14 protein-coding genes and 1 tRNA gene are annotated in these 17,547 nt (G+C 45.7%); 8 read left to right on the forward strand and 7 right to left on the reverse strand.

Features of this window, described 5'->3' with window-relative positions; genetic code table 11:
* Positions 1 to 52 precede the first annotated feature (52 nt).
* The 3 genes from pyk to QUB56_RS02015 all read left to right on the forward strand — a co-directional run bounded on the left by pyk (position 53) and on the right by QUB56_RS02015 (position 3,467).
* Positions 53 to 1,840 (forward strand): pyruvate kinase, encoded by a 1,788-nt coding sequence (gene pyk, locus QUB56_RS02005; protein ID WP_332952690.1) that lies wholly within the window; start codon positions 53 to 55, stop codon positions 1,838 to 1,840.
* A 94-nt stretch (positions 1,841 to 1,934) separates the two neighbouring features.
* A tRNA-Thr gene (locus tag QUB56_RS02010) sits at positions 1,935 to 2,006 on the forward strand.
* 255 nt (positions 2,007 to 2,261) lie between these two features.
* The gene (locus QUB56_RS02015) at positions 2,262 to 3,467 is read left to right on the forward strand and encodes a phytochelatin synthase family protein (protein ID WP_332952691.1); all 1,206 of its coding nucleotides are present in this window, start codon (positions 2,262 to 2,264) and stop codon (positions 3,465 to 3,467) included.
* 376 nt (positions 3,468 to 3,843) lie between these two features.
* Here QUB56_RS02015 and QUB56_RS02020 read toward each other — a convergent pair whose 3' ends face one another.
* The 6 genes from QUB56_RS02020 to QUB56_RS02045 form a co-directional block, all read right to left on the reverse strand.
* A complete protein-coding gene (locus QUB56_RS02020; protein ID WP_332952692.1) occupies positions 3,844 to 4,902 on the reverse strand; it encodes a potassium channel protein in 1,059 nt (352 codons plus the stop codon).
* Positions 4,903 to 5,205: 303 nt separating this feature from the next.
* Positions 5,206 to 8,055 carry an AAA-like domain-containing protein gene (locus QUB56_RS02025; protein WP_332952694.1) on the reverse strand — a complete coding sequence of 950 codons (2,850 nt, stop codon included), beginning with the start codon at positions 8,053 to 8,055 and terminating at the stop codon, positions 5,206 to 5,208.
* Between the two features lie 10 nt (positions 8,056 to 8,065).
* Entirely contained in the window at positions 8,066 to 8,593 is a 528-nt protein-coding gene (locus QUB56_RS02030; protein ID WP_332952697.1) for a type IV pilin-like G/H family protein, read from the reverse strand.
* A gap of 48 nt (positions 8,594 to 8,641) precedes the next feature.
* Positions 8,642 to 9,157, reverse strand: a complete 516-nt coding sequence (locus tag QUB56_RS02035; RefSeq protein WP_332952699.1) for a type IV pilin-like G/H family protein — start codon at positions 9,155 to 9,157, stop codon at positions 8,642 to 8,644.
* 245 nt (positions 9,158 to 9,402) lie between these two features.
* Entirely contained in the window at positions 9,403 to 9,963 is a 561-nt protein-coding gene (locus QUB56_RS02040) for an SPFH domain-containing protein (protein WP_332952701.1), read from the reverse strand.
* Between the two features lie 124 nt (positions 9,964 to 10,087).
* Positions 10,088 to 10,633, reverse strand: coding sequence for an NfeD family protein (locus QUB56_RS02045; protein WP_332952702.1), 546 nt, complete (start codon positions 10,631 to 10,633; stop codon positions 10,088 to 10,090).
* 173 nt (positions 10,634 to 10,806) lie between these two features.
* On the opposite strand from QUB56_RS02045, the gene QUB56_RS02050 reads away from it, so the two are divergent.
* The 5 genes from QUB56_RS02050 to QUB56_RS02070 all read left to right on the forward strand — a co-directional run bounded on the left by QUB56_RS02050 (position 10,807) and on the right by QUB56_RS02070 (position 16,462).
* The gene (locus QUB56_RS02050) at positions 10,807 to 12,588 is read left to right on the forward strand and encodes an AAA-like domain-containing protein (RefSeq protein WP_332952703.1); all 1,782 of its coding nucleotides are present in this window, start codon (positions 10,807 to 10,809) and stop codon (positions 12,586 to 12,588) included.
* 567 nt (positions 12,589 to 13,155) lie between these two features.
* Positions 13,156 to 13,794 carry a type IV pilin-like G/H family protein gene (locus tag QUB56_RS02055; protein ID WP_332952705.1) on the forward strand — a complete coding sequence of 213 codons (639 nt, stop codon included), beginning with the start codon at positions 13,156 to 13,158 and terminating at the stop codon, positions 13,792 to 13,794.
* Positions 13,795 to 13,817: 23 nt separating this feature from the next.
* Positions 13,818 to 14,588, forward strand: coding sequence for a sterol desaturase family protein (locus QUB56_RS02060; RefSeq protein ID WP_332952708.1), 771 nt, complete (start codon positions 13,818 to 13,820; stop codon positions 14,586 to 14,588).
* Positions 14,578 to 15,189 (forward strand): rhodanese-like domain-containing protein, encoded by a 612-nt coding sequence (locus QUB56_RS02065; protein WP_332952709.1) that lies wholly within the window; start codon positions 14,578 to 14,580, stop codon positions 15,187 to 15,189. The genes QUB56_RS02060 and QUB56_RS02065 overlap by 11 nt, the downstream gene beginning before the upstream one ends.
* A 172-nt stretch (positions 15,190 to 15,361) precedes the next feature.
* Positions 15,362 to 16,462, forward strand: a complete 1,101-nt coding sequence (locus QUB56_RS02070; protein WP_332952711.1) for an iron-containing redox enzyme family protein — start codon at positions 15,362 to 15,364, stop codon at positions 16,460 to 16,462.
* 246 nt (positions 16,463 to 16,708) lie between these two features.
* On the opposite strand, the gene QUB56_RS02075 is transcribed toward QUB56_RS02070, so the two are convergent.
* Positions 16,709 to 17,428: an SAM-dependent methyltransferase gene (locus tag QUB56_RS02075; protein WP_332952713.1), complete on the reverse strand. Its 720-nt coding sequence runs from the start codon at positions 17,426 to 17,428 to the stop codon at positions 16,709 to 16,711.
* Positions 17,429 to 17,547: the final 119 nt, after the last annotated feature.

Genomic DNA, 17,547 nt, shown 5'->3' on the forward strand with positions numbered 1-17,547 from the left:
CGTTAGGCGAAATTTAAACAAGAAATCCACCTGCCTCCCCACAACACCGCTGATGCAATTGCCAAAAGCCCTACGCCGGACTAAAATCGTCGCCACCATTGGCCCAGCAACTTCCGACCCTCAAGTGCTGCGCCAGCTCATAGAAGCCGGTGCCACAACTTTGCGACTCAACTTTTCCCACGGAACAGAAGAAGACCACCAGCGCAGCATTCGCTTAATCCGGCAAACCTCCTTTGAACTCAACCAGCCGGTCGCCATCCTCCAAGACCTCCAAGGCCCGAAAATTCGTTTAGGGCGCTTTGAGACAGGCTCTATAGTTGTCAAAAACGGCGATCCTTTCATTCTCACCAGCCGCCCGGTTCCCGGCACCGAACTCATTTCTTCCGTTACCTACGACCCCCTAGCAGACGAAGTTCCAGAGGGAGCACTGATTCTGCTAGACGACGGGAAAGTGGAAATGCGCGTCGAAAAAGTAGACCGCGCCGCCCGGGAATTGTACTGCCGCGTGGTAGTCGGCGGGCCGCTTTCCAACAACAAAGGCGTGAATTTTCCCGGAGTTTACCTGTCAATTAAGGCCCTGACTGACAAAGACCGCAAAGATTTAATGTTCGGCCTCGACCAAGGTGTCGATTGGGTGGCCCTGAGCTTTGTGCGGAATCCCCAGGATATGCTCGAAATTAAAGAGCTCATAGCCAGTGCCGGCAAGCAAGTACCGGTGATTGCCAAGATCGAAAAGCACGAGGCGATCGAACAAATGGAATCAATCCTGGCCCTTTGCAACGGCGTGATGGTCGCCCGGGGCGATTTGGGAGTGGAACTGCCGGCCGAAGATGTGCCGCTTTTGCAAAAGCGCTTGATTGCTACTTCTAACCGCATGGGGATTCCGGTAATTACCGCTACCCAGATGCTCGACAGCATGGTAAGTAATCCCCGTCCCACCCGCGCCGAAATTTCCGACGTAGCCAACGCGATTCTCGACGGAACTGATGCGGTGATGCTCTCGAATGAAACCGCAGTCGGCAAGTTCCCCGTCGAAGCGGTGGCGACGATGGCGAGAATTGCAGTGCGGATGGAGAGGGAAGGAATTAGAGGCAATATTAGGAATGTAGAAGATATCGGTCGATCGATCCCCAACGGCATCAGCCAAGCAGTCAGCCAAATCTCCGAACAGTTGAACGCGGCCGCCATCATGACATTGACCAAAACCGGCGCTACAGCCCGCAACGTCTCGAAATTCCGACCGAAAACAGCGATTTTGGCAGTTACTCCTCACGTAGACGTAGCCCGACAACTGCAATTAGTATGGGGAGTCAGACCCTTGCTGGTGCTGGATTTGCCCTCCACCGGCCAGACATTTCAATCGGCGATGACTGTCGCCCAGGAAAAAGAGTTAGTGTCCGACGGAGATTTAGTCGTGATGACCGCCGGTACCTTGCAAGGGGTTGCCGGTTCGACGGATTTGATCAAAGTTGAGGTAGTGACAGCGGTTTTAGGCAGAGGTACAGGTGTCGGTTTGGGCTCGGTGAGCGGCATGGCCAGGGTGGCTCGCACTGCTGCGGATGTAGGCAATTTCCACCCGGGAGAAATTTTGGTAGTCGAGCACACCAGCGTCGCTTTTGTGGAGATGATTCGGAAAGCAGCCGGTGTAGTGACGGAGGAGGACAGTTTGACTTCTCACGCCGCGATTATCGGTTTGCGGTTGGGCGTGCCGGTGATGGTGGGCGTGCAGAATGCGACGCGGGTAATTCGGGACGGAACTATGCTGACGCTGGATATGCAGCGGGGTTTGGTTTATTCCGGGGCCAGAGGCGGCTCAACAGACGGGGAACTCGCCGTTTAACTGTTGGTGAGCTAGGAGTTGTGGAGTTTTGAATTAAATTCTACAACTCATTGCTTTTTTTGCTTAGGTTGTGCTACAATTCAAAATTGTCTGTGCCGATGTAGCTCAGGGGTAGAGTATTCGATTCGTAATCGAACGGTCGTGGGTTCAAATCCCACCATCGGCTTTGGGTTTCAGCGATTTTTACCCACGCTTGGGGATCGAACGGGGATCAAAACGCAGTTTAACAACTCAAAAATGCTCTCGGCAAAGTCGCCGAGAGCATTTTTAGTTGTCGTCAATCCTTGGTGGTGGATATGGTGAATTTTTTAAATCAAAAGTAAAAAGGAAAAAACGTAGTAGATATGTAAATTCATCAGTATCAATGTGGCGATGTTGCATAATATCTATTAGCCGTAAGCAATGAGGGTTAAAACACTCAATGTCCGCTCAAGGGTTTTATCGTCGTTCACTCCCCGATTCTGCTATTGCCTTTTCCTCAGTAGAAGGAAGGCAAATTTTTCGAGAAGCGTTGGCATTGGGAGAGATGGAAGGGTATTTTGCTCTAGCTGAACAGTTTCATACTCAAGCAGAACCCGCTTTTTGTGGATTGGGTAGTTTAGTCGTTGTTCTTAATGCCTTATCCATCGATCCGGGTCGCATTTGGAAAGGGGTGTGGAGATGGTATGGAGAGGAATTTTTAGACTGTTGTTTACCTCTTTCAGTCATTAAAGAAAACGGTATCACCTTTGATGAGTTTGTCTGTATCGCACGTTGCAACGGTGCCGTTGTAAAACCTAACCGTTACAACCAAAGCAGCTTGGAAAACTTTCGGCAAGCAGTTAAGCAGGTGGCTACGGCGCCAGGTGATATTCATCTAGTTGTTTCCTACAGCCGAAAGGTATTGGGACAAACTGGTGATGGTCACTTCTCACCAATTGCTGGCTATCATCGACAACGGGATCTAGTTCTGCTGCTGGATGTTGCCCGTTTCAAATATCCACCTCACTGGGTTTCTCTGCCTTTGTTATGGAAAGCGTTTGAGCCTGTAGATCCCGTCACTAATCAATGTCGAGGTTATATTTTATTGCAGAAGAGTGAAAGGTTGCCAGAAACCTTCTTTCATGTTGCTTTTGATTTACATCAGTGGCGCAGTGTTGCTCCTTACTTTGCAGAAATACTGCCAGACATTTTGAGAAAAGAGCAACCTGATTCCATTGCTTCATTTGTCAGTACCATCCTGCACAATTGGCCTGTTGAGTTCACCACTATGCTGGATACCTCCTCAGAGACGGCAGAGAAACTTGAGAAATTACGAGCAGCTATTGAGTTAAATTCACTGTTTGATATTGTTCACCAATGCTTGTCAAGCGATGACGGGGATGCAATGTCTGTTCTAGGGAAGTGGCGATCGCAACAGCCATTCGTAGCAGAGACAATAACAGCAATATTACTATCGGGCCCCGAAACGCTCTATGCAACTCTCAAACCAGATTTACGACTGTGGTTGAGTGAGGTTCGCTACCTTGAGAAACTAATTTCTCCCTTGGATATAGAGATATCTAGATTGAGAGAACAAATGTCAGCACTCCAGGATTTTGACACTTTATATTCAAAGGGACATCAGTGCAATATCCATCAGAGTTAGCATCTACCGCCTTTTGAACTCCCCAAACCTCGACTAAGTACAAAAGTGAAAGTTTAACCTCTAATTTCTTGGTATAGATGGGCTAACTTTCTTAAGCGCTTGCCCTACCGCTAATCTGAACGCTCAGTTTGTTAATCCAGAGAATTACCTACCAATTTTTGGGCTTTGACGCTCCCCGGTGTAAACGCACGCGGCTTTCACCGGGGAGCTTTGTAATATCAAATCCGCTAGCATCCTCGGGCGTAAAATCGAGCCAACAGTCAACACTCAACCATCATTCAGTTTTTTGACTGACACTTAACAGTCAACAGCCAACAGTCAACAGTCAACAGCCAACAGTCAACTTTGGCGAATGCTATATAAACCTGACATGGTATTAGTTTGGGGGCCGGGGGAGGCGAAAACTCAGGGGACTGAGGATTTGATTGAGAGTTCGCAGTTGTTCAGCAGTACCCAAACAAATCAGCATATCTCCTCCTTCGATCGCAGTTTCTCCCGTAGGCCCGACAATCAAAGTCCCGCCAGCGCGCCGCACTGCTAAAACCAAGGCCCCCGATTGCGATCGCAACTTGGCATTTCTCAAAGTTTGCCCCACGTAGACACAAGTATCGGGATCGATCAAAAATTCCTCCATGTAAAAAGAACTCTCCGTGCCCGTCAAAACACCGTCTAAAAAATCCATAACTTGAGGCCGCAAAGCCGCCGCCGCCATGCGTTTTCCCCCGGTAATGTAGGGGGATACGACGGCATCGGCGCCGCCCCGCTGCAACTTCTTTACAGCTTCTTCTGTGGTGGCGCGGGCGATCGCCCGTACCTTCGGATTCAGAGTTTTCGCCGACAGCACAGTGTATAAATTCTCGGCATCCGAGGGCAAAGCTGCTACTATGCAAATTGCGCGATCGAGCCCGACATTCAGCAAAATTTCGTCCAGAGTCGCGTCTCCTTGGACAGCCGTATACCCCAGCGCCAAAGCTGCCTCAACCGACTGCACCGCCGAATCAATCACCACAAAAGGAATATTTTCTGCCTCAAATTCCAAGGCAATCTGACGCCCAATGCGCCCAAAACCGCAGAGAATGTAATGCCCGATCAAAGAATCTACCAATCGTCGCTGCTGCCTAATTCTTGCTCCTTCTTGAAAATATCCTTGAATCAGCGCTTCTGTAAAGCGGTTGACGATGAAACCAATCACAATCACGCCCATCAAAATCAGGCCTATGGTAAACATTCGCCCGCGTTTGCCCAGGGGCTGAAGTTCACCGTAGCCCACAGTTGCTAGGGTAAATACTGTCATGTAAACGGCATCGAGCAAAGACCATTTTTCCACTTGCCAATACCAGAGAGTACCGGTGCATAAAATGCCGCCAAGGGCGATGACTCCGCCCCTTAAGTCTTTTTGCAGGCGCTGGTACTTTTGCTCTAGAGTTGAATACACCGATCGGACTGACCTATTACCTATTAGCTGCTAACAATTTTAACCATATCAGCCCTAGAAGCAGGGGGAATCAATCGATTTTCGATTTTCGATTTTCGATTTTCGATTGACCCCAGGGATAAATGCGGGGGCTGGAGGATTTTCGATTTTCGATTTTCGATTGACCCCAGGGATAAATGCGGGGGCTGGAGGATTTTCGATTTTCGATTTTCGATTGATTCCACGGATAAATCCGGGGGGCTGTACCATCAAGAAATTATTGGTCAAAAAGCCAGTTTTTTCCTAGATACTTTGCTGCAAAAATCAAGATTTTGATTCTTGACTGGGTTCTTTTTGGCTGAGTCCCGACTGACTTCCAATCCCGTCGCAGAGGTGGCGATTGTTTTGATTGGCGATCGGATTTGTCTGAAAATAATTGCGGACTCCATTACAACCCTGCTGCAACAAATCGTCAAGATTAAAATTCCACAGCATCACCGTACCGTCAGCACTAGCACTAGCGATCGCCTTGCCGTCTGGACTAAAACTCGCACTCCAAACAGCATCCTTGTTACCTTTTAAAGTTTTGAGCAATGTACCGTCAATGTTCCACAGCCTCACCATTTTGTCTGTGCTTGCAGATAGCAACATTTGACTGTCGGGACTAAAGCTGATATTTGTCAATCCACTTGTATGCTTTAAAATACTTAGCGGTGTGCCGTCTTTTCTCCAAATTCTCGCATTTCCCCCAGCACTTGCAGTCGCCAGCATTGCTCCGTCGGGACTGAAAGCTACACTCATAATTTTATCACTTTCTATCTGTAAAGTTCGGAGCAATTGGATATCGGTGCTTGCTTCAATTGACTGCTGTTTTTGCAACTTTTCCACAACCTTTCTCAAACTCCAAAGTTTAACACTACCATCAGTACCAGCCGCAGCAATTCTCTGACCGTCTGGGCTAAAACTTGCGCTAGTTATCCAACCTCGCTCGACTTTAAAACTTGACAATTCTTCACCGTTAATATTCCAGATTTTAACAGTTCCATCGGCACTTGCTGAAACAATAATTTTACCATCGGGACTCAAACAAACGCTTGTTACTTGACCCCTATGTCCTTTTAAATCATGAATCAATTTGCCATTTTTTTTCCAAATCTTTACAGTTTGGTCGTCGCTGGCTGAGACAATAATATCACCAACAGGATTGAATATTGCCCTTCTAATTTTATCAGTATGCCCTGTTAATGTTGCTTGCAAAGTTCCATTAGTTTGCCAAAGTTTGATATAATTATCATCGGTCGCAGTCACAATGGTTTGACTGTCAGGACTGAAACTCGCGAAAGCAAGGCTACTGGCTTGACTCTGGAAGCGGCGGCGTTCCCGGAAGCTGTAAACTGCCTGCTCGAGGGCGATCGCTACTCGCATCTGAATATCTGAACTGACTCCGAGCGATCGGTTCATTTCTGTAACAGCTCTAATGCTTTCTAGCAGAGATTCCTCTTTTTTATCAGCAGAAAGTAGCGTTTCTGATAGTAGACTGAGAGTGAGAATTTTGTTATTTCTTTCTTCGATTGATGGTTTAATCCAAAAGGCTCCTATCAGAATTAATACCAGTATTCCTGCTGCTGCTGTAACTGTTTGCACTCTCAGTTGTCGCTCGCGCCAAAGTTTAGCTGCAATCACTTTTTTCTGCTTTTGTGCTTCGCTTAGTTCCTCTAGTAACTTTTTTTCGCGTCGCAGTTGTTCTATTTCAGCTTGATGCTGTTTTTCTTGACAGCGGAATTTGGCTAATTCCGCTTCTTGACTTGCATTTAAAAATTGATAATCTTGGGTACACAAGCTTTTATTTGCCGCCCATTTACGGGCATCTTCCAGTGCTTGACCGCGCAACAAGCGAGATTCATCTTGACAGTTTTTAGCTATCCATGCTGCTAAAGATTCGGCATAGGGGCGCAAGTCGCCGAGTGCTTTTTCTACCCAGTTTTGGTTGAATATAGCTGCGTAAATGCGGTTGTATACGGTTAATTTTCCGGCTCGTTTTACTACTAATCCGCTCAGTCGCAATTCTGTTTGTTCGGGAGTATCATCTGCCCAGATTCCTCCAGCACCCCTTAACAAGGATAATTCTGGCATTTCATCCCCCGTTTTTAAGGGGGGTGGCGGGGCATCAAAGGGTTGCAATATTTTTTGATATAATCCTAATAACCTACTGGCGTGGTGGTGATTTCTAAGAAGGCGATCGCGAATTGTTTTGATGTGTACAGGTTCATCGGATGATTCCCAATTATCAATAATATGATGTCTTACTATCTCGCTAATTAATAATTGATTTGTAGTAATAATGTCAGTCCTTATTTCATCCGTTGAATCTGATATAATAGAAGCGGAGGCTAAGCTTTTTAGATGGTTCAGAATCAGCTTGCAAAGCTTTTGAGTCAGAAATGGCTGCCCTCCAGTCCAGTCCAAAATTTCTTTTAAAACCTGTTGAGGATTGTCTACTTTTCCCTCAAATCCCTTTGCTAAAGGCAGAGCTTCTTGTAAGTTGAAACCGTGCAATTCAATAGCTAAACCGATATTAAACGGGGTACGAGCTGCATCGCTAATTAAATCCGATGGCGTAGCTACTCCCAGCAAAGCAAATGTAATGCGCTTGTATTCTGACTTCTGAGCGCGTTTGTTGTAGCAAGCTCTAATTAGGGCAAAAAAATCATCTAGCGGTTCTTTGAAACTGAGAACGCTATCAATTTCATCAATAAAAATGACAAGAGGTTGAGGAAGTTTTGCCAGCAGCAGCTCTTCAATTAACTCTCCTAAGCGCTGCACTGGCGACATCAACTCTCTCTCCTGCCACCAAGTCATAAACTCGACTGGGTTAAACAGGTTGAAACTGCACAATAGCTTGTAAGCGACGCCGCCATACCACTTATCTAGAGAGACTTGCTGGTTGCCAATGTCCGAAAGGTCGATCGTAGCACAGGCAATGCCATCAGCGGAGAGCTTTTGTACAGTTCGCACCAGCAAACTGGATTTGCCCATTTGTCGGGAATTGAGCACGTAACAAAACTCTCCAGCTTTGAGGGCTTGATAAAGTTCTGAGTCAGCTTGTCGCACTACATAAGTAGGTGCATTTTGCGGGAGACTGCCGCCGATTTGATATTGGTAATCGACTGTCATTATCTAGGCTCTAGTGATAGTTTTGTGTCAGTTCTACTGTGCCTGTAGCACAAGCAATTTTACCATTTTGATTGGTGGGTTCTGGTGGTTTAATTGTACCAGCAGAATCAGCTTGGCACAATATAGATGTGGTCGTTAGTTTATACTGAGAAGCATTTGAGTCAAAATTTTTACTAGGAATTAGAAAGACACCACCGACATAGCTTTTAAGGTCTTTTTGCTTTGAAACTCCATAATTAAATGTTGCTGTTTTTGTGACTACAAGGGAATATTTGTAATTTTCGGTATCGGTTTTAATGGGAATTCGTAAAGCCTTAACCGAAGTGATAAAAACATTTTTTTCGGCAAAATAGGCTGGCTGACGTTTGTTGATTGAGCTAACATACTCTCTGGCTGACCCTTGCTTTACATACTTAACCCTAGCCTGAAATGGTAGCACAACGATCGCCGCCAGAATTATTCCAAAGAACATTAAAGGCACTAAGCCTCCACAATAATTATATCCAATGCTAGCTAATTTTGAATTTTGTTGGCTCATGGGATTGTATCCTCTCTCTTTGTAGTAAAGACTTTAGTCTTTATTAGATTATTTTGTTACCTGTGTTGTCCCTGTTGGGCAAACTAATTTACTATTTTGAAGTCTTGGAGGTAGGTGAGGTCTTGTACCAGGTGTATCAGTGCGACACAGGATGCTTTCTGTTCTCATTTCATCCTCGCCATTATTTGACTTGGCTCGTATTACAAAAACTCCTCCAACATAACTCTTAAGCTTTGGTTTTTTGGAGATTCCATAATTAAAGGCAGTTTGCTTTGTGGCGCGAACTGAATACTTGTAATTTTTTGTCTCCGTTTTAATCGCAATTCCCAAAGCATTAACAGAAGTGGCAAAAGCACTTTTTTCTATAAATATGGCTTGCTGTGCGCGGTTCATTGAGCCAACATACTGTTTTGCTTCTGATTGGAAAACCTTGGGTCTAGGGGTATTATCCATGACTGATGGCAGAGCGATGGCCCCCATTACTCCAATGCCCATTAAAAGCAATAAGCATCCGCAACCGTTATAAGCTGAATTGCTAATACTTGATTCTTGATATTTAGTCATGGTCTTGTCTGCTTAAATGGTATATACAAGGCGAATTAAAGTCGGAGAGGCAGAGCCTCTGGATCTTCGTTACCAGGCTTTGCCTGGTAACGAGGAAATTGCTAATAGTTGATTCTTGATATTTAGTCAGAGTCTTGTCTCCTTAAATGGTGTATATAAGGCGAATTAAATTCAGTGAGGTAGAGCCTCTGGATCTGCGTTACCAGGCAGAGCCTGGTAACAAGTAAACTAGGAAACACTAATCTCTAAGCTCGCAGCTTTTGTACTTCTTTCCTGTCAATGGATGTCGGCTGAATCACTTTACTGCCGATCGCAAAATCGCGCAATTCCACCCTCGTAAACTTCACACCCCAAGGATCTGTCGTTGTATCCAACTCCTCCACTAAAGCATTATTGATTTCATTGCGAGCCGTGTAAAGTTCCTCCAGAGCTAATGTCGCAATGTGAGTCCGAATAGAAAGAATCAGCATATTTAACATCGCTTCCTTGAGATTCTGCACCTTGTAGGAGGCTTTTTCTAAGTCAATTACTCGCCAGTACACAATAAATTCAACGGTGACAGCAACGCGATCGCGCGTCGTGCATTGTTGCGGTGGCAAGTTTAAAATTTGCTCGCGCAGAGTTTGTTTATAGGCGACTGTTTCGACAAAGGGAATCAGAAATGTCAAACCTGGTTCGAGTTTTTTTCGATCGTACTTTCCAAAAATTTCAACTAAAGCCTCATCTCCTTGACGGACGATTTTTACGCTGCTGGCTAAGGATACTCCGGTAATTGCAAACAACACCATCAAAAAATACTGATACATAGTGAATCTCCTGGTAAATAGTTGACAGTTGACAGTTGATAGTGATTTCTTAGTCTCTTAGCAAGGGACTTTGTTTGGCAAGAAGCGATTTCAATCGCCGAGTCATAAAAAAGCTAACTCAGATTTAGCTGTTGATATGAATTAATCTGTCAGGTACAACAATCAGCGTGTTTCCTTCGCGGCGCAAAACGTAAACTTTTTGTCTGGGTGCGATCGCCCCTTGGGAATCTTCATTGCGAGCTTTCCACGAAGCCCCTTCATAAATCACCATTCCGGTTTCTCCGGGGAAAATCTCAGAGATTGTTGTCGCTTCCGTTGCTTCGGGAATGACAAACTTTTTGCGGACAATGAAAATCGGTCGAATCCAGATGCTCAGCGCGAGGGCTATCCCCATCCAGTAGAAGATTTGCCAGTCAAAATCTTCATACATTATGTTCGCCCAACTAAACTGAAATGCTACAGCTCCTCTCCACAAAATAAATGATTCAATTAAAGCCGAAGCTCCCATCATTAGCACGTAAAACCTGTATTTCTGGGGCTGAGTTTTGATGATTAATAGCTCGAACGCACTAAGCACCATTCCCATCAGCAACCACAACATCGGGGGGGTGAAAGCGAAACCTGGTTGATTAGTGGCTGAGGCCAGCGACCAAATTAGGATAGAAGACACAATGTTTTTACCTCGTTGATAGGATTCAACTTTGTTATTTCTCATCTAATCAGGCGGCTATTTGAGTTGGCGACTGACTTATTTGAAAAATCATCGACTTTTCATCGACTTTTCATCGACTTTAGGGGCGGTTGCCATTTATGATGGTTTCAGTATCTTGATTGTGATAAGCAATGCCACGATCGCTAAGGGTGCGCGAAGAGTGCATTCGTACAGTTAAATCCTGTCTCCTGAGAAATGGCTTTCCCAGTCAGAAAATCCTGGCTGAGGATTTAGGGATGGCGCAATCTACTGTCAGCCATTTTCTGAATGGCAAACCTGTGGATTATGCCAATTTCATCGAAATTTGTCGCGGATTGGGCCAGGAATGGCGCGATATAGCTGATTTTGAGGCTAATTCAGAGCCAGAGGAGGTAGTGCTTGTGAGGGCAAAAGTGGCGATCGTCTTCGAGGGCGCAGCCAACGCCCTCACAACCTCACACAACACCCTTTCCCAGCAGTTACACCAAGCTTTGAGTGCGGGAGGCCACGAAGTCTTTTTTATTAACAACAGCAGCGACTCACGCTCATATTTAAAGTGTTGTGATTATTTGCTGTTGCTGATTTCCCAAGAATCGGCAGCTAGCGAAATGGTATTGGAACAAGTGCAGCTCGCCAAAGAATTGCCCAATCTTACTGCTCGCAAACCAGCGATTTTACCGATTTTCGTTGAATTAAATACACCGCTTTCCTTTGATTTACTGAGCTATTTGGCAGGAATTCAGCCCTGGCTGTGGCGCGGTGCTGGCGACACATTTAAATTATTATCACAAATTTTAACCATTATCAAAGAAGGTCGCACATCGTTAACGGCTGACCATGAATTGGCTGTAGAATGGAAAGCAATTACTAGCACAAAACAGTCAATAATTCAACCCCTGCCAGCAGCGGCTCCAGAATTGCCAGGAGGACAAGTTGAACTCACTTCTTGTTTTTATATCGATCGCCCTCCGATCGAATCCCGCTGTTACGAGACGATCGCCCAGCCGGGAGCGCTGATCCGCATAAAAGCACCCAGACAAATGGGCAAAACTTCCTTGATGGCGAGGATTTTGCATCACGCAGAAGTTCAAGGTTCTCGCACGGTAGCGCTGAGTTTTCAGCTAGCAAATCGGAAAATATTCGCTAATTCAGATACATTTTTGCAGTGGTTTTGTGCTAGCATCGGTCAAGAGTTAGGAATGCTGGAGCCGTTGCCAAAGTGTTGGCAATTAGCCGATTTAATTGGCAGCAATCAGTGCTGCAAGGCTTATTTTGAACAGTATTTACTGTCAGAATCCTCAAGACCTCTGACCTTAGGGTTGGATGAGAGCGATCGCCTGTTTGAATCACCGGAAATTGCCGACGACTTCTTTGGGTTATTGCGAGCTTTGCACGAAGAAGCGAAACGGCGAGATATTTGGAAAAAGTTTCGCTTGGTTGTGGTGCATTCGACGGAAGTTTATATCCCGCTGGACGTGAATAAATCGCCGTTTAATGTGGGATTGCCGATAGACTTGCCGGAGTTTAATTCGCAGCAAGTGCAAGATTTAGCTAAACGGCACGGATTGAATTGGAGTGAGGGTGAAGTTGTAGAATTGATGGGTTTAGTGGGAGGTCATCCCTATTTGGTGCGGCTAGCCATGTATCGCATTTCGCGTCAAGATGTGAGTTTCAATCAATTGGTGAAGTTACCTCCAAGTGAAGCGGGAATTTATAGCGATCATTTGCGGCGGCATTTATGGAATTTAGAGAAATATTCGGAATTAATGGAGGCGATGAGAGAGGTTGTGAGTGTTTCCCAGCCAGTTAGATTGAGGTCGGAATTGGGGTTTAAGTTAAATAGCATGGGATTGGTTAAATTAGAGGGAAATAATTACGTTCCGAGATGTCGATTGTATGAGGAATATTTTCGCGAGCGGCTAAATGGCAAATAATATCGAATTATGGAACCGCGCAGATGCTAAGGACACGAAGGAAGAACCCCCCACCCCCGAAGGCAGTTTCACGATCAGAAAAACCAGGATTTTGTAGGGGTAGTTCCCCCGTGCCCACCCCTCCCCAGCGACGCGATCCATTGGCGCAGCGATAGGGCACGGACAGGGAGGCACCGCCCCTAGGAAAAATGAAACCGCCCTGCCGCCTTCGGGGGAATGGGGGAGAGAAGAAGTAAATCGTTTTCTGGCGGGAAGGGAGTAATGAAAAGTCGATGAGAAGTCGATGAGAACTAACTCACGTTCTCAAATAGCCACGTGATCTAATAGAAATACAGTAGAAGCAAGGCGCAGTAGGCGAGGTTTGCAAACCCCACCGCACTCAATGGACTGGATGAAAACGACGCTAATAATAACTTGCTTGTTTTTCTTGGCATCGACTGTTAGATGAGGCGATATTAGACAAGCTATGCGTGTACTCGCTGTTTGACTCTAGAATCTCCATGTGTTTACACCGGGAGTATGTCAATCACTTGAAAACTACTGTGCTAAACCATTTGGACAAGTACCATGCAGCTTAAAAAAAATCCTCAACTCGATGCACTCACCAAACAAGCAGTATCGAGAACAACCATACAGCTTAAGACAAAGCCTCAACTCGATGCACTTAACAAACAAGCGGCATCTTCAGAAAAAAACCTTCCCCCTGACAAAAAAAGTAAATCTTGTGTAGGAACTTTACTGAGCATCACTTTTATTTATGTTCTTCCGGTCATGATACTTGCTGCGATCGCCTTCCCTTTTGTTATCAGTTGTGGTGGCGCGCAGAAAGCGAAGCAATCAGAAGCAAAACAATATATTAGCGCAATGAACAAAGGTCAACAAGCAATATACGCCGAGGATGGCGCATTTTCCAATTCCGTTAATGCTCTGGGCCTCGGCCTTAAAACTCAGACAACCAACTATAACTATTCACTCCTCGCTACAAAAAATGCTGCGTTTAATTATGGTGTAGCCCGCAGCAATAATCTTACTAGCTATGTCGGGGCTGTATTTTTAGTACCTGTTTCCCAAGCAGCTAACAAAGAGAAGACTACTGTATCCATTATGTGTAAAGCAAATTCTCCGGGAAATACCCAACCGCCCGATCCTATCCTTCAGAATGGTAATCCTGTCTGCGCTGCTGGTAGTAGCGATGCGCTTAAGTAAATATAGACATTAATGAGAATCTCATGTTACCTGAAATTTTCAAAGGCTTCCTCGTCTTAGGTGGCATCTTCATTCCCCTCGAAAGAATCTTTTCCTTGCACAACCAAAAGATATTCCGTCTCGGATGGCCAACCGATGCCACTTATTTTTTTACTGGTTACTTTATTGGCAGGTCGGGCGCTATTGTTGTGACTGTAATTTTGTCGCTGATGACTAATTTACTCAACCCGGAATTGCAAAGCAAAGTAACATCTCAACCTGTGTGGTTGCAGTTGGCAGAAGCAGTTATCGTTTCAGATACGGCATATTATATTGCTCACAGACTACTGCATGAAGTACCCTGGCTTTGGCAATTTCATGCAGTCCATCACAGCATTGAACAGATGGATTGGTTAGCAGCAGTGCGGGTGCATCCCTGCGAGCAAATATTTACTCAGATTTGCAAAATTCTGCCTCTTTACTGGTTGGGATTTAGTAAGGAGACTTTGGTAGTTTATGCTCTTTATTCGGCGGCGATCGCCTTCCTAATTCATGCAAATCTTAATTTAAGATTTGGCTTCTTAAAATGGTTCGTAGCTACCCCACAATTTCATCACTGGCATCACAGTAAAATTCCCGAAATTTACAACAAAAACTTTGCTGTTCAGTTGCCACTGTTAGATTTGCTATTTGGCACTATCTATATGCCAGAAAAAAAAATGCCTCATCAATATGGAATCTCTGATTCTATACCTGCTGGATATGTCGGACAAATGTTCTATCCATTTTCAAGGATGATGAAAAATGCTAGATAAAAATGCAAAACCAGGTATTAATCGCTATTCTCGCCTTTTGATTGCCATGGGATGTGGATTGATGAGTGTTGCTTCTCTGAGTGCAGTGGCTCTATTTCATCACATGGATATCCCAACTTTTATCGCCAGTTTAAATACGAAACAAGTAACTGTGGCTCAATTGCAGCAGGGTAAGTTGAAACCCGTGATTTTGATTGATGTGCGATCGCCCGAAGAATACGCGGAAGAGCGCATCGGTGAAAGTCCCCTTGTTCCGCTAACTGATATTGAGATGGGGTTCGGTGTCAAGGAGATTCAATCCATTGTAAAAGCTAGGGTTAAATCCAATCAACCTCAGCCCTTAATTGTACTTTATTGTACCAAAGGAGCGCGATCGGTTAAGGCATACAAACAGTTGGAAAAAGCGGCTCGGCATTCCCAAAAATTGGCAAAAAATGAGACTAATAAGATTAAGGATATCAAGCTGAATGTTGTTGTCCTTTCAGGCGGTATCACAGCGTGGCGGCAAGCAGTGCCGACTCTAAAAGATGCTCAGGTATTAGCGCCAATTACTTTGCCGAGATTGAGAAAGTCTCCCTCAGTCACCCTGCTTTCGGAATGAATCGGGGCAGTTGTGACAAAATTAATTTCTGTCAAATCTCTATCAATAGAAAGGTGTATCGTACTGACAGATTAGCTATCTTCAAGAAAAGTAGCCATAATCCTCAGCAATCTGCAACGGTTGGCTGTTTGGGCAGGCAGCACAATAATTAGAGTTAGCATAATTAGATTCCATGCCAAACACGATAGAGATACTTCCTTCTTCAGACTCGCGGAGTCTTTCCAAAAAGCAACCCGTACTCCCAAATTATGAAGCAGCCGATCGCCAATTTGTCGATTTGCTAGAGGTGGAGGATTTAGACAAGACGGTGGCGACAAAACCGTTACTTGTCAGCGATTTTGAAAGCGCGATCGCAGTGGCCCTTCGATCGGCTTATCAGGAACCGAACGGCTCGGAGGCCGCTCACAGCTTCTTGCAGCGCGTGCTTTACCGTATCAACCGCCTCAACTTGTTTTGGTACGACGATTTGCGCCGGTACAATAACGAACGATCGCACTATTTGCGCTCTGTGCGCGATCGCATTGAGGAACCTTGGCAGCAGTGGGAAAGCGCGCAAATCGACGTTGCAGCGCTGCAAAAATTGCCGGATGTCAAGCAAGCGCTGCGCGATCGCGCGGCCGCCGATGTCGCTCGTCCTTTGAACGAGACCGATCGCTATTTGCGGGAACAGATGACAGCAGCCGGATACAGACACCTGCTGGCGATCGGTTCTATCGACGGTTTAGTTGAAGCCAGCCACCTTTCTCGCATCCTCGGCGGTGTCGGCAACGAAATTCAGTCAACGCTGACGCGGGTGCTGATCGAAGAATACGGCGGCGGTCGCCTCCCCCGCAAGCACTCGACCTTTTTTGCTCAAATGCTGGCCGAATTCGATATGAGTACACAACCAGAAGCGTACTTCGATTTAGTGCCTTGGGAAGTGCTCGCAACCATCAATCACAACTTTCTGCTGACGGACCGCAAGCGCCATTTTCTGCGCTACAACGGCGGACTCACTTATTTTGAGGTGGCGGGGCCCGTCACTTACCGCAATTATGTAGCCGGGGTTCAGCGTCTGGGCCTCTCGGAGGCTGCGATGAGTTATTGGGAACTGCACGTCCGAGAAGATGAGCGTCACGGCCGCTGGATGTTGGATGAAGTGGCGATCCCGCTGGTTGATAGATACCCGCAGGATGCGTGGGAACTGGTGTTGGGCTACGATCAGGCGCAGTCGATGGGCGATCGGGCTGGGGCTGCTGTAGTGCGATCGATCCAAGCCGCAGAACGGAATTAACAGCTATTTAGGGTGCATAAGTCTTGGATGTACCCTAGATGTTGCACCGTTCTCAATAAGCCTTTGAGGAACAGGCTTTCGGGCCTGTTCCACAAGAAATACACTCTTTGTGGAACAGGCCCGAAAGCCTGTTGCTGACGCATCTTGCCTGTTCCACAAGAAATACACTCTTTGTGGAACAGGCCCGAAAGCCTGTTGCTGACAATGGTGCAACATCTCAGAGGCACCCTACCAGCGCTGGGTAGTTCACAATGCTGTCATTAACTGAATTAGCTCGATCGACAAATCTCTTTGCGACTTTTGCTGCTTCTTAAACAAAACTCCAGCCAGCAGATAGATATTTTCCGAATAAAAAGCCATGCCCTGTTCTCGCAGACTGGCGATCGCGCTTTTCACCTTGGGTTCCGAACTATAATAGCCAAAAGTTAAAGGTGCAATCTCAAAATTCGCAACCGAGTAGCCTCGATCCAAGGCATAATCTATCAAACCCACAGGATTAGAATAGCTAGAAACCATCAACAAAACTTCATCGCAGCCCAAAGATAAAAGTTTCTTAGCAATTGTACAACCATCACTCCCCCCGTGCAGCAGCGGCTGGTAAATCTTATCATCCACCGCCGGCAAGTAAGGCGGATTTGAGATTACACAATCGGCCGACTGGTATAAAGACGAATCAAAAAAAGAGCAATTGTTGACGGTATATTGTTCGGTCAGTTCATATTCCTTAATTTGAGACTCAGCAATTTTACAAGCTACTTTATTTAGCTCAAATCCCTCTATTTTCCCGTCAAAATCAGTTCTCAGCAAAGACTTAATAACTGGACTTCCCTCTCCTGAACCAAACTCTACGATAAGTCGAGAAGGGCCCCTGGCATTTAACACTAAACTTTCCAAGCAGTGCGCGTAAAAATCCGATTCTTCCGGGCAGTGGAATACCTGTTTCAGAGGATGGGATGAAGTGAGCATAAATTCTGTAACAAAGTTGACTATTTTTAAAATATCCAATCAGTAATATGGCAGCCATCTGTCGCAAGAGCTATTTGATCGACTTGTGAAATCAATCTCTTCCTGTTTTACCTGCTGCG

This window comes from Microcoleus sp. AR_TQ3_B6, assembly GCF_036702785.1.
Lineage (GTDB): Bacteria > Cyanobacteriota > Cyanobacteriia > Cyanobacteriales > Microcoleaceae > Microcoleus.

Coding starts and splice junctions, on each gene's coding strand:
- QUB56_RS02060 (WP_332952708.1), top strand. CDS start 13,818: ATGTTACCTGAAATTTTCAAAGGCTTCCTCGTCTTAGGTGGCATCTTC.
- QUB56_RS02040 (WP_332952701.1), bottom strand. CDS start 9,963: ATGTATCAGTATTTTTTGATGGTGTTGTTTGCAATTACCGGAGTATCC.
- QUB56_RS02035 (WP_332952699.1), bottom strand. CDS start 9,157: ATGACTAAATATCAAGAATCAAGTATTAGCAATTCAGCTTATAACGGT.
- pyk (WP_332952690.1), top strand. CDS start 53: ATGCAATTGCCAAAAGCCCTACGCCGGACTAAAATCGTCGCCACCATT.
- QUB56_RS02025 (WP_332952694.1), bottom strand. CDS start 8,055: ATGACAGTCGATTACCAATATCAAATCGGCGGCAGTCTCCCGCAAAAT.
- QUB56_RS02075 (WP_332952713.1), bottom strand. CDS start 17,428: ATGCTCACTTCATCCCATCCTCTGAAACAGGTATTCCACTGCCCGGAA.
- QUB56_RS02050 (WP_332952703.1), top strand. CDS start 10,807: ATGCCACGATCGCTAAGGGTGCGCGAAGAGTGCATTCGTACAGTTAAA.
- QUB56_RS02055 (WP_332952705.1), top strand. CDS start 13,156: ATGCAGCTTAAAAAAAATCCTCAACTCGATGCACTCACCAAACAAGCA.
- QUB56_RS02030 (WP_332952697.1), bottom strand. CDS start 8,593: ATGAGCCAACAAAATTCAAAATTAGCTAGCATTGGATATAATTATTGT.
- QUB56_RS02015 (WP_332952691.1), top strand. CDS start 2,262: ATGTCCGCTCAAGGGTTTTATCGTCGTTCACTCCCCGATTCTGCTATT.
- QUB56_RS02065 (WP_332952709.1), top strand. CDS start 14,578: ATGCTAGATAAAAATGCAAAACCAGGTATTAATCGCTATTCTCGCCTT.
- QUB56_RS02070 (WP_332952711.1), top strand. CDS start 15,362: ATGCCAAACACGATAGAGATACTTCCTTCTTCAGACTCGCGGAGTCTT.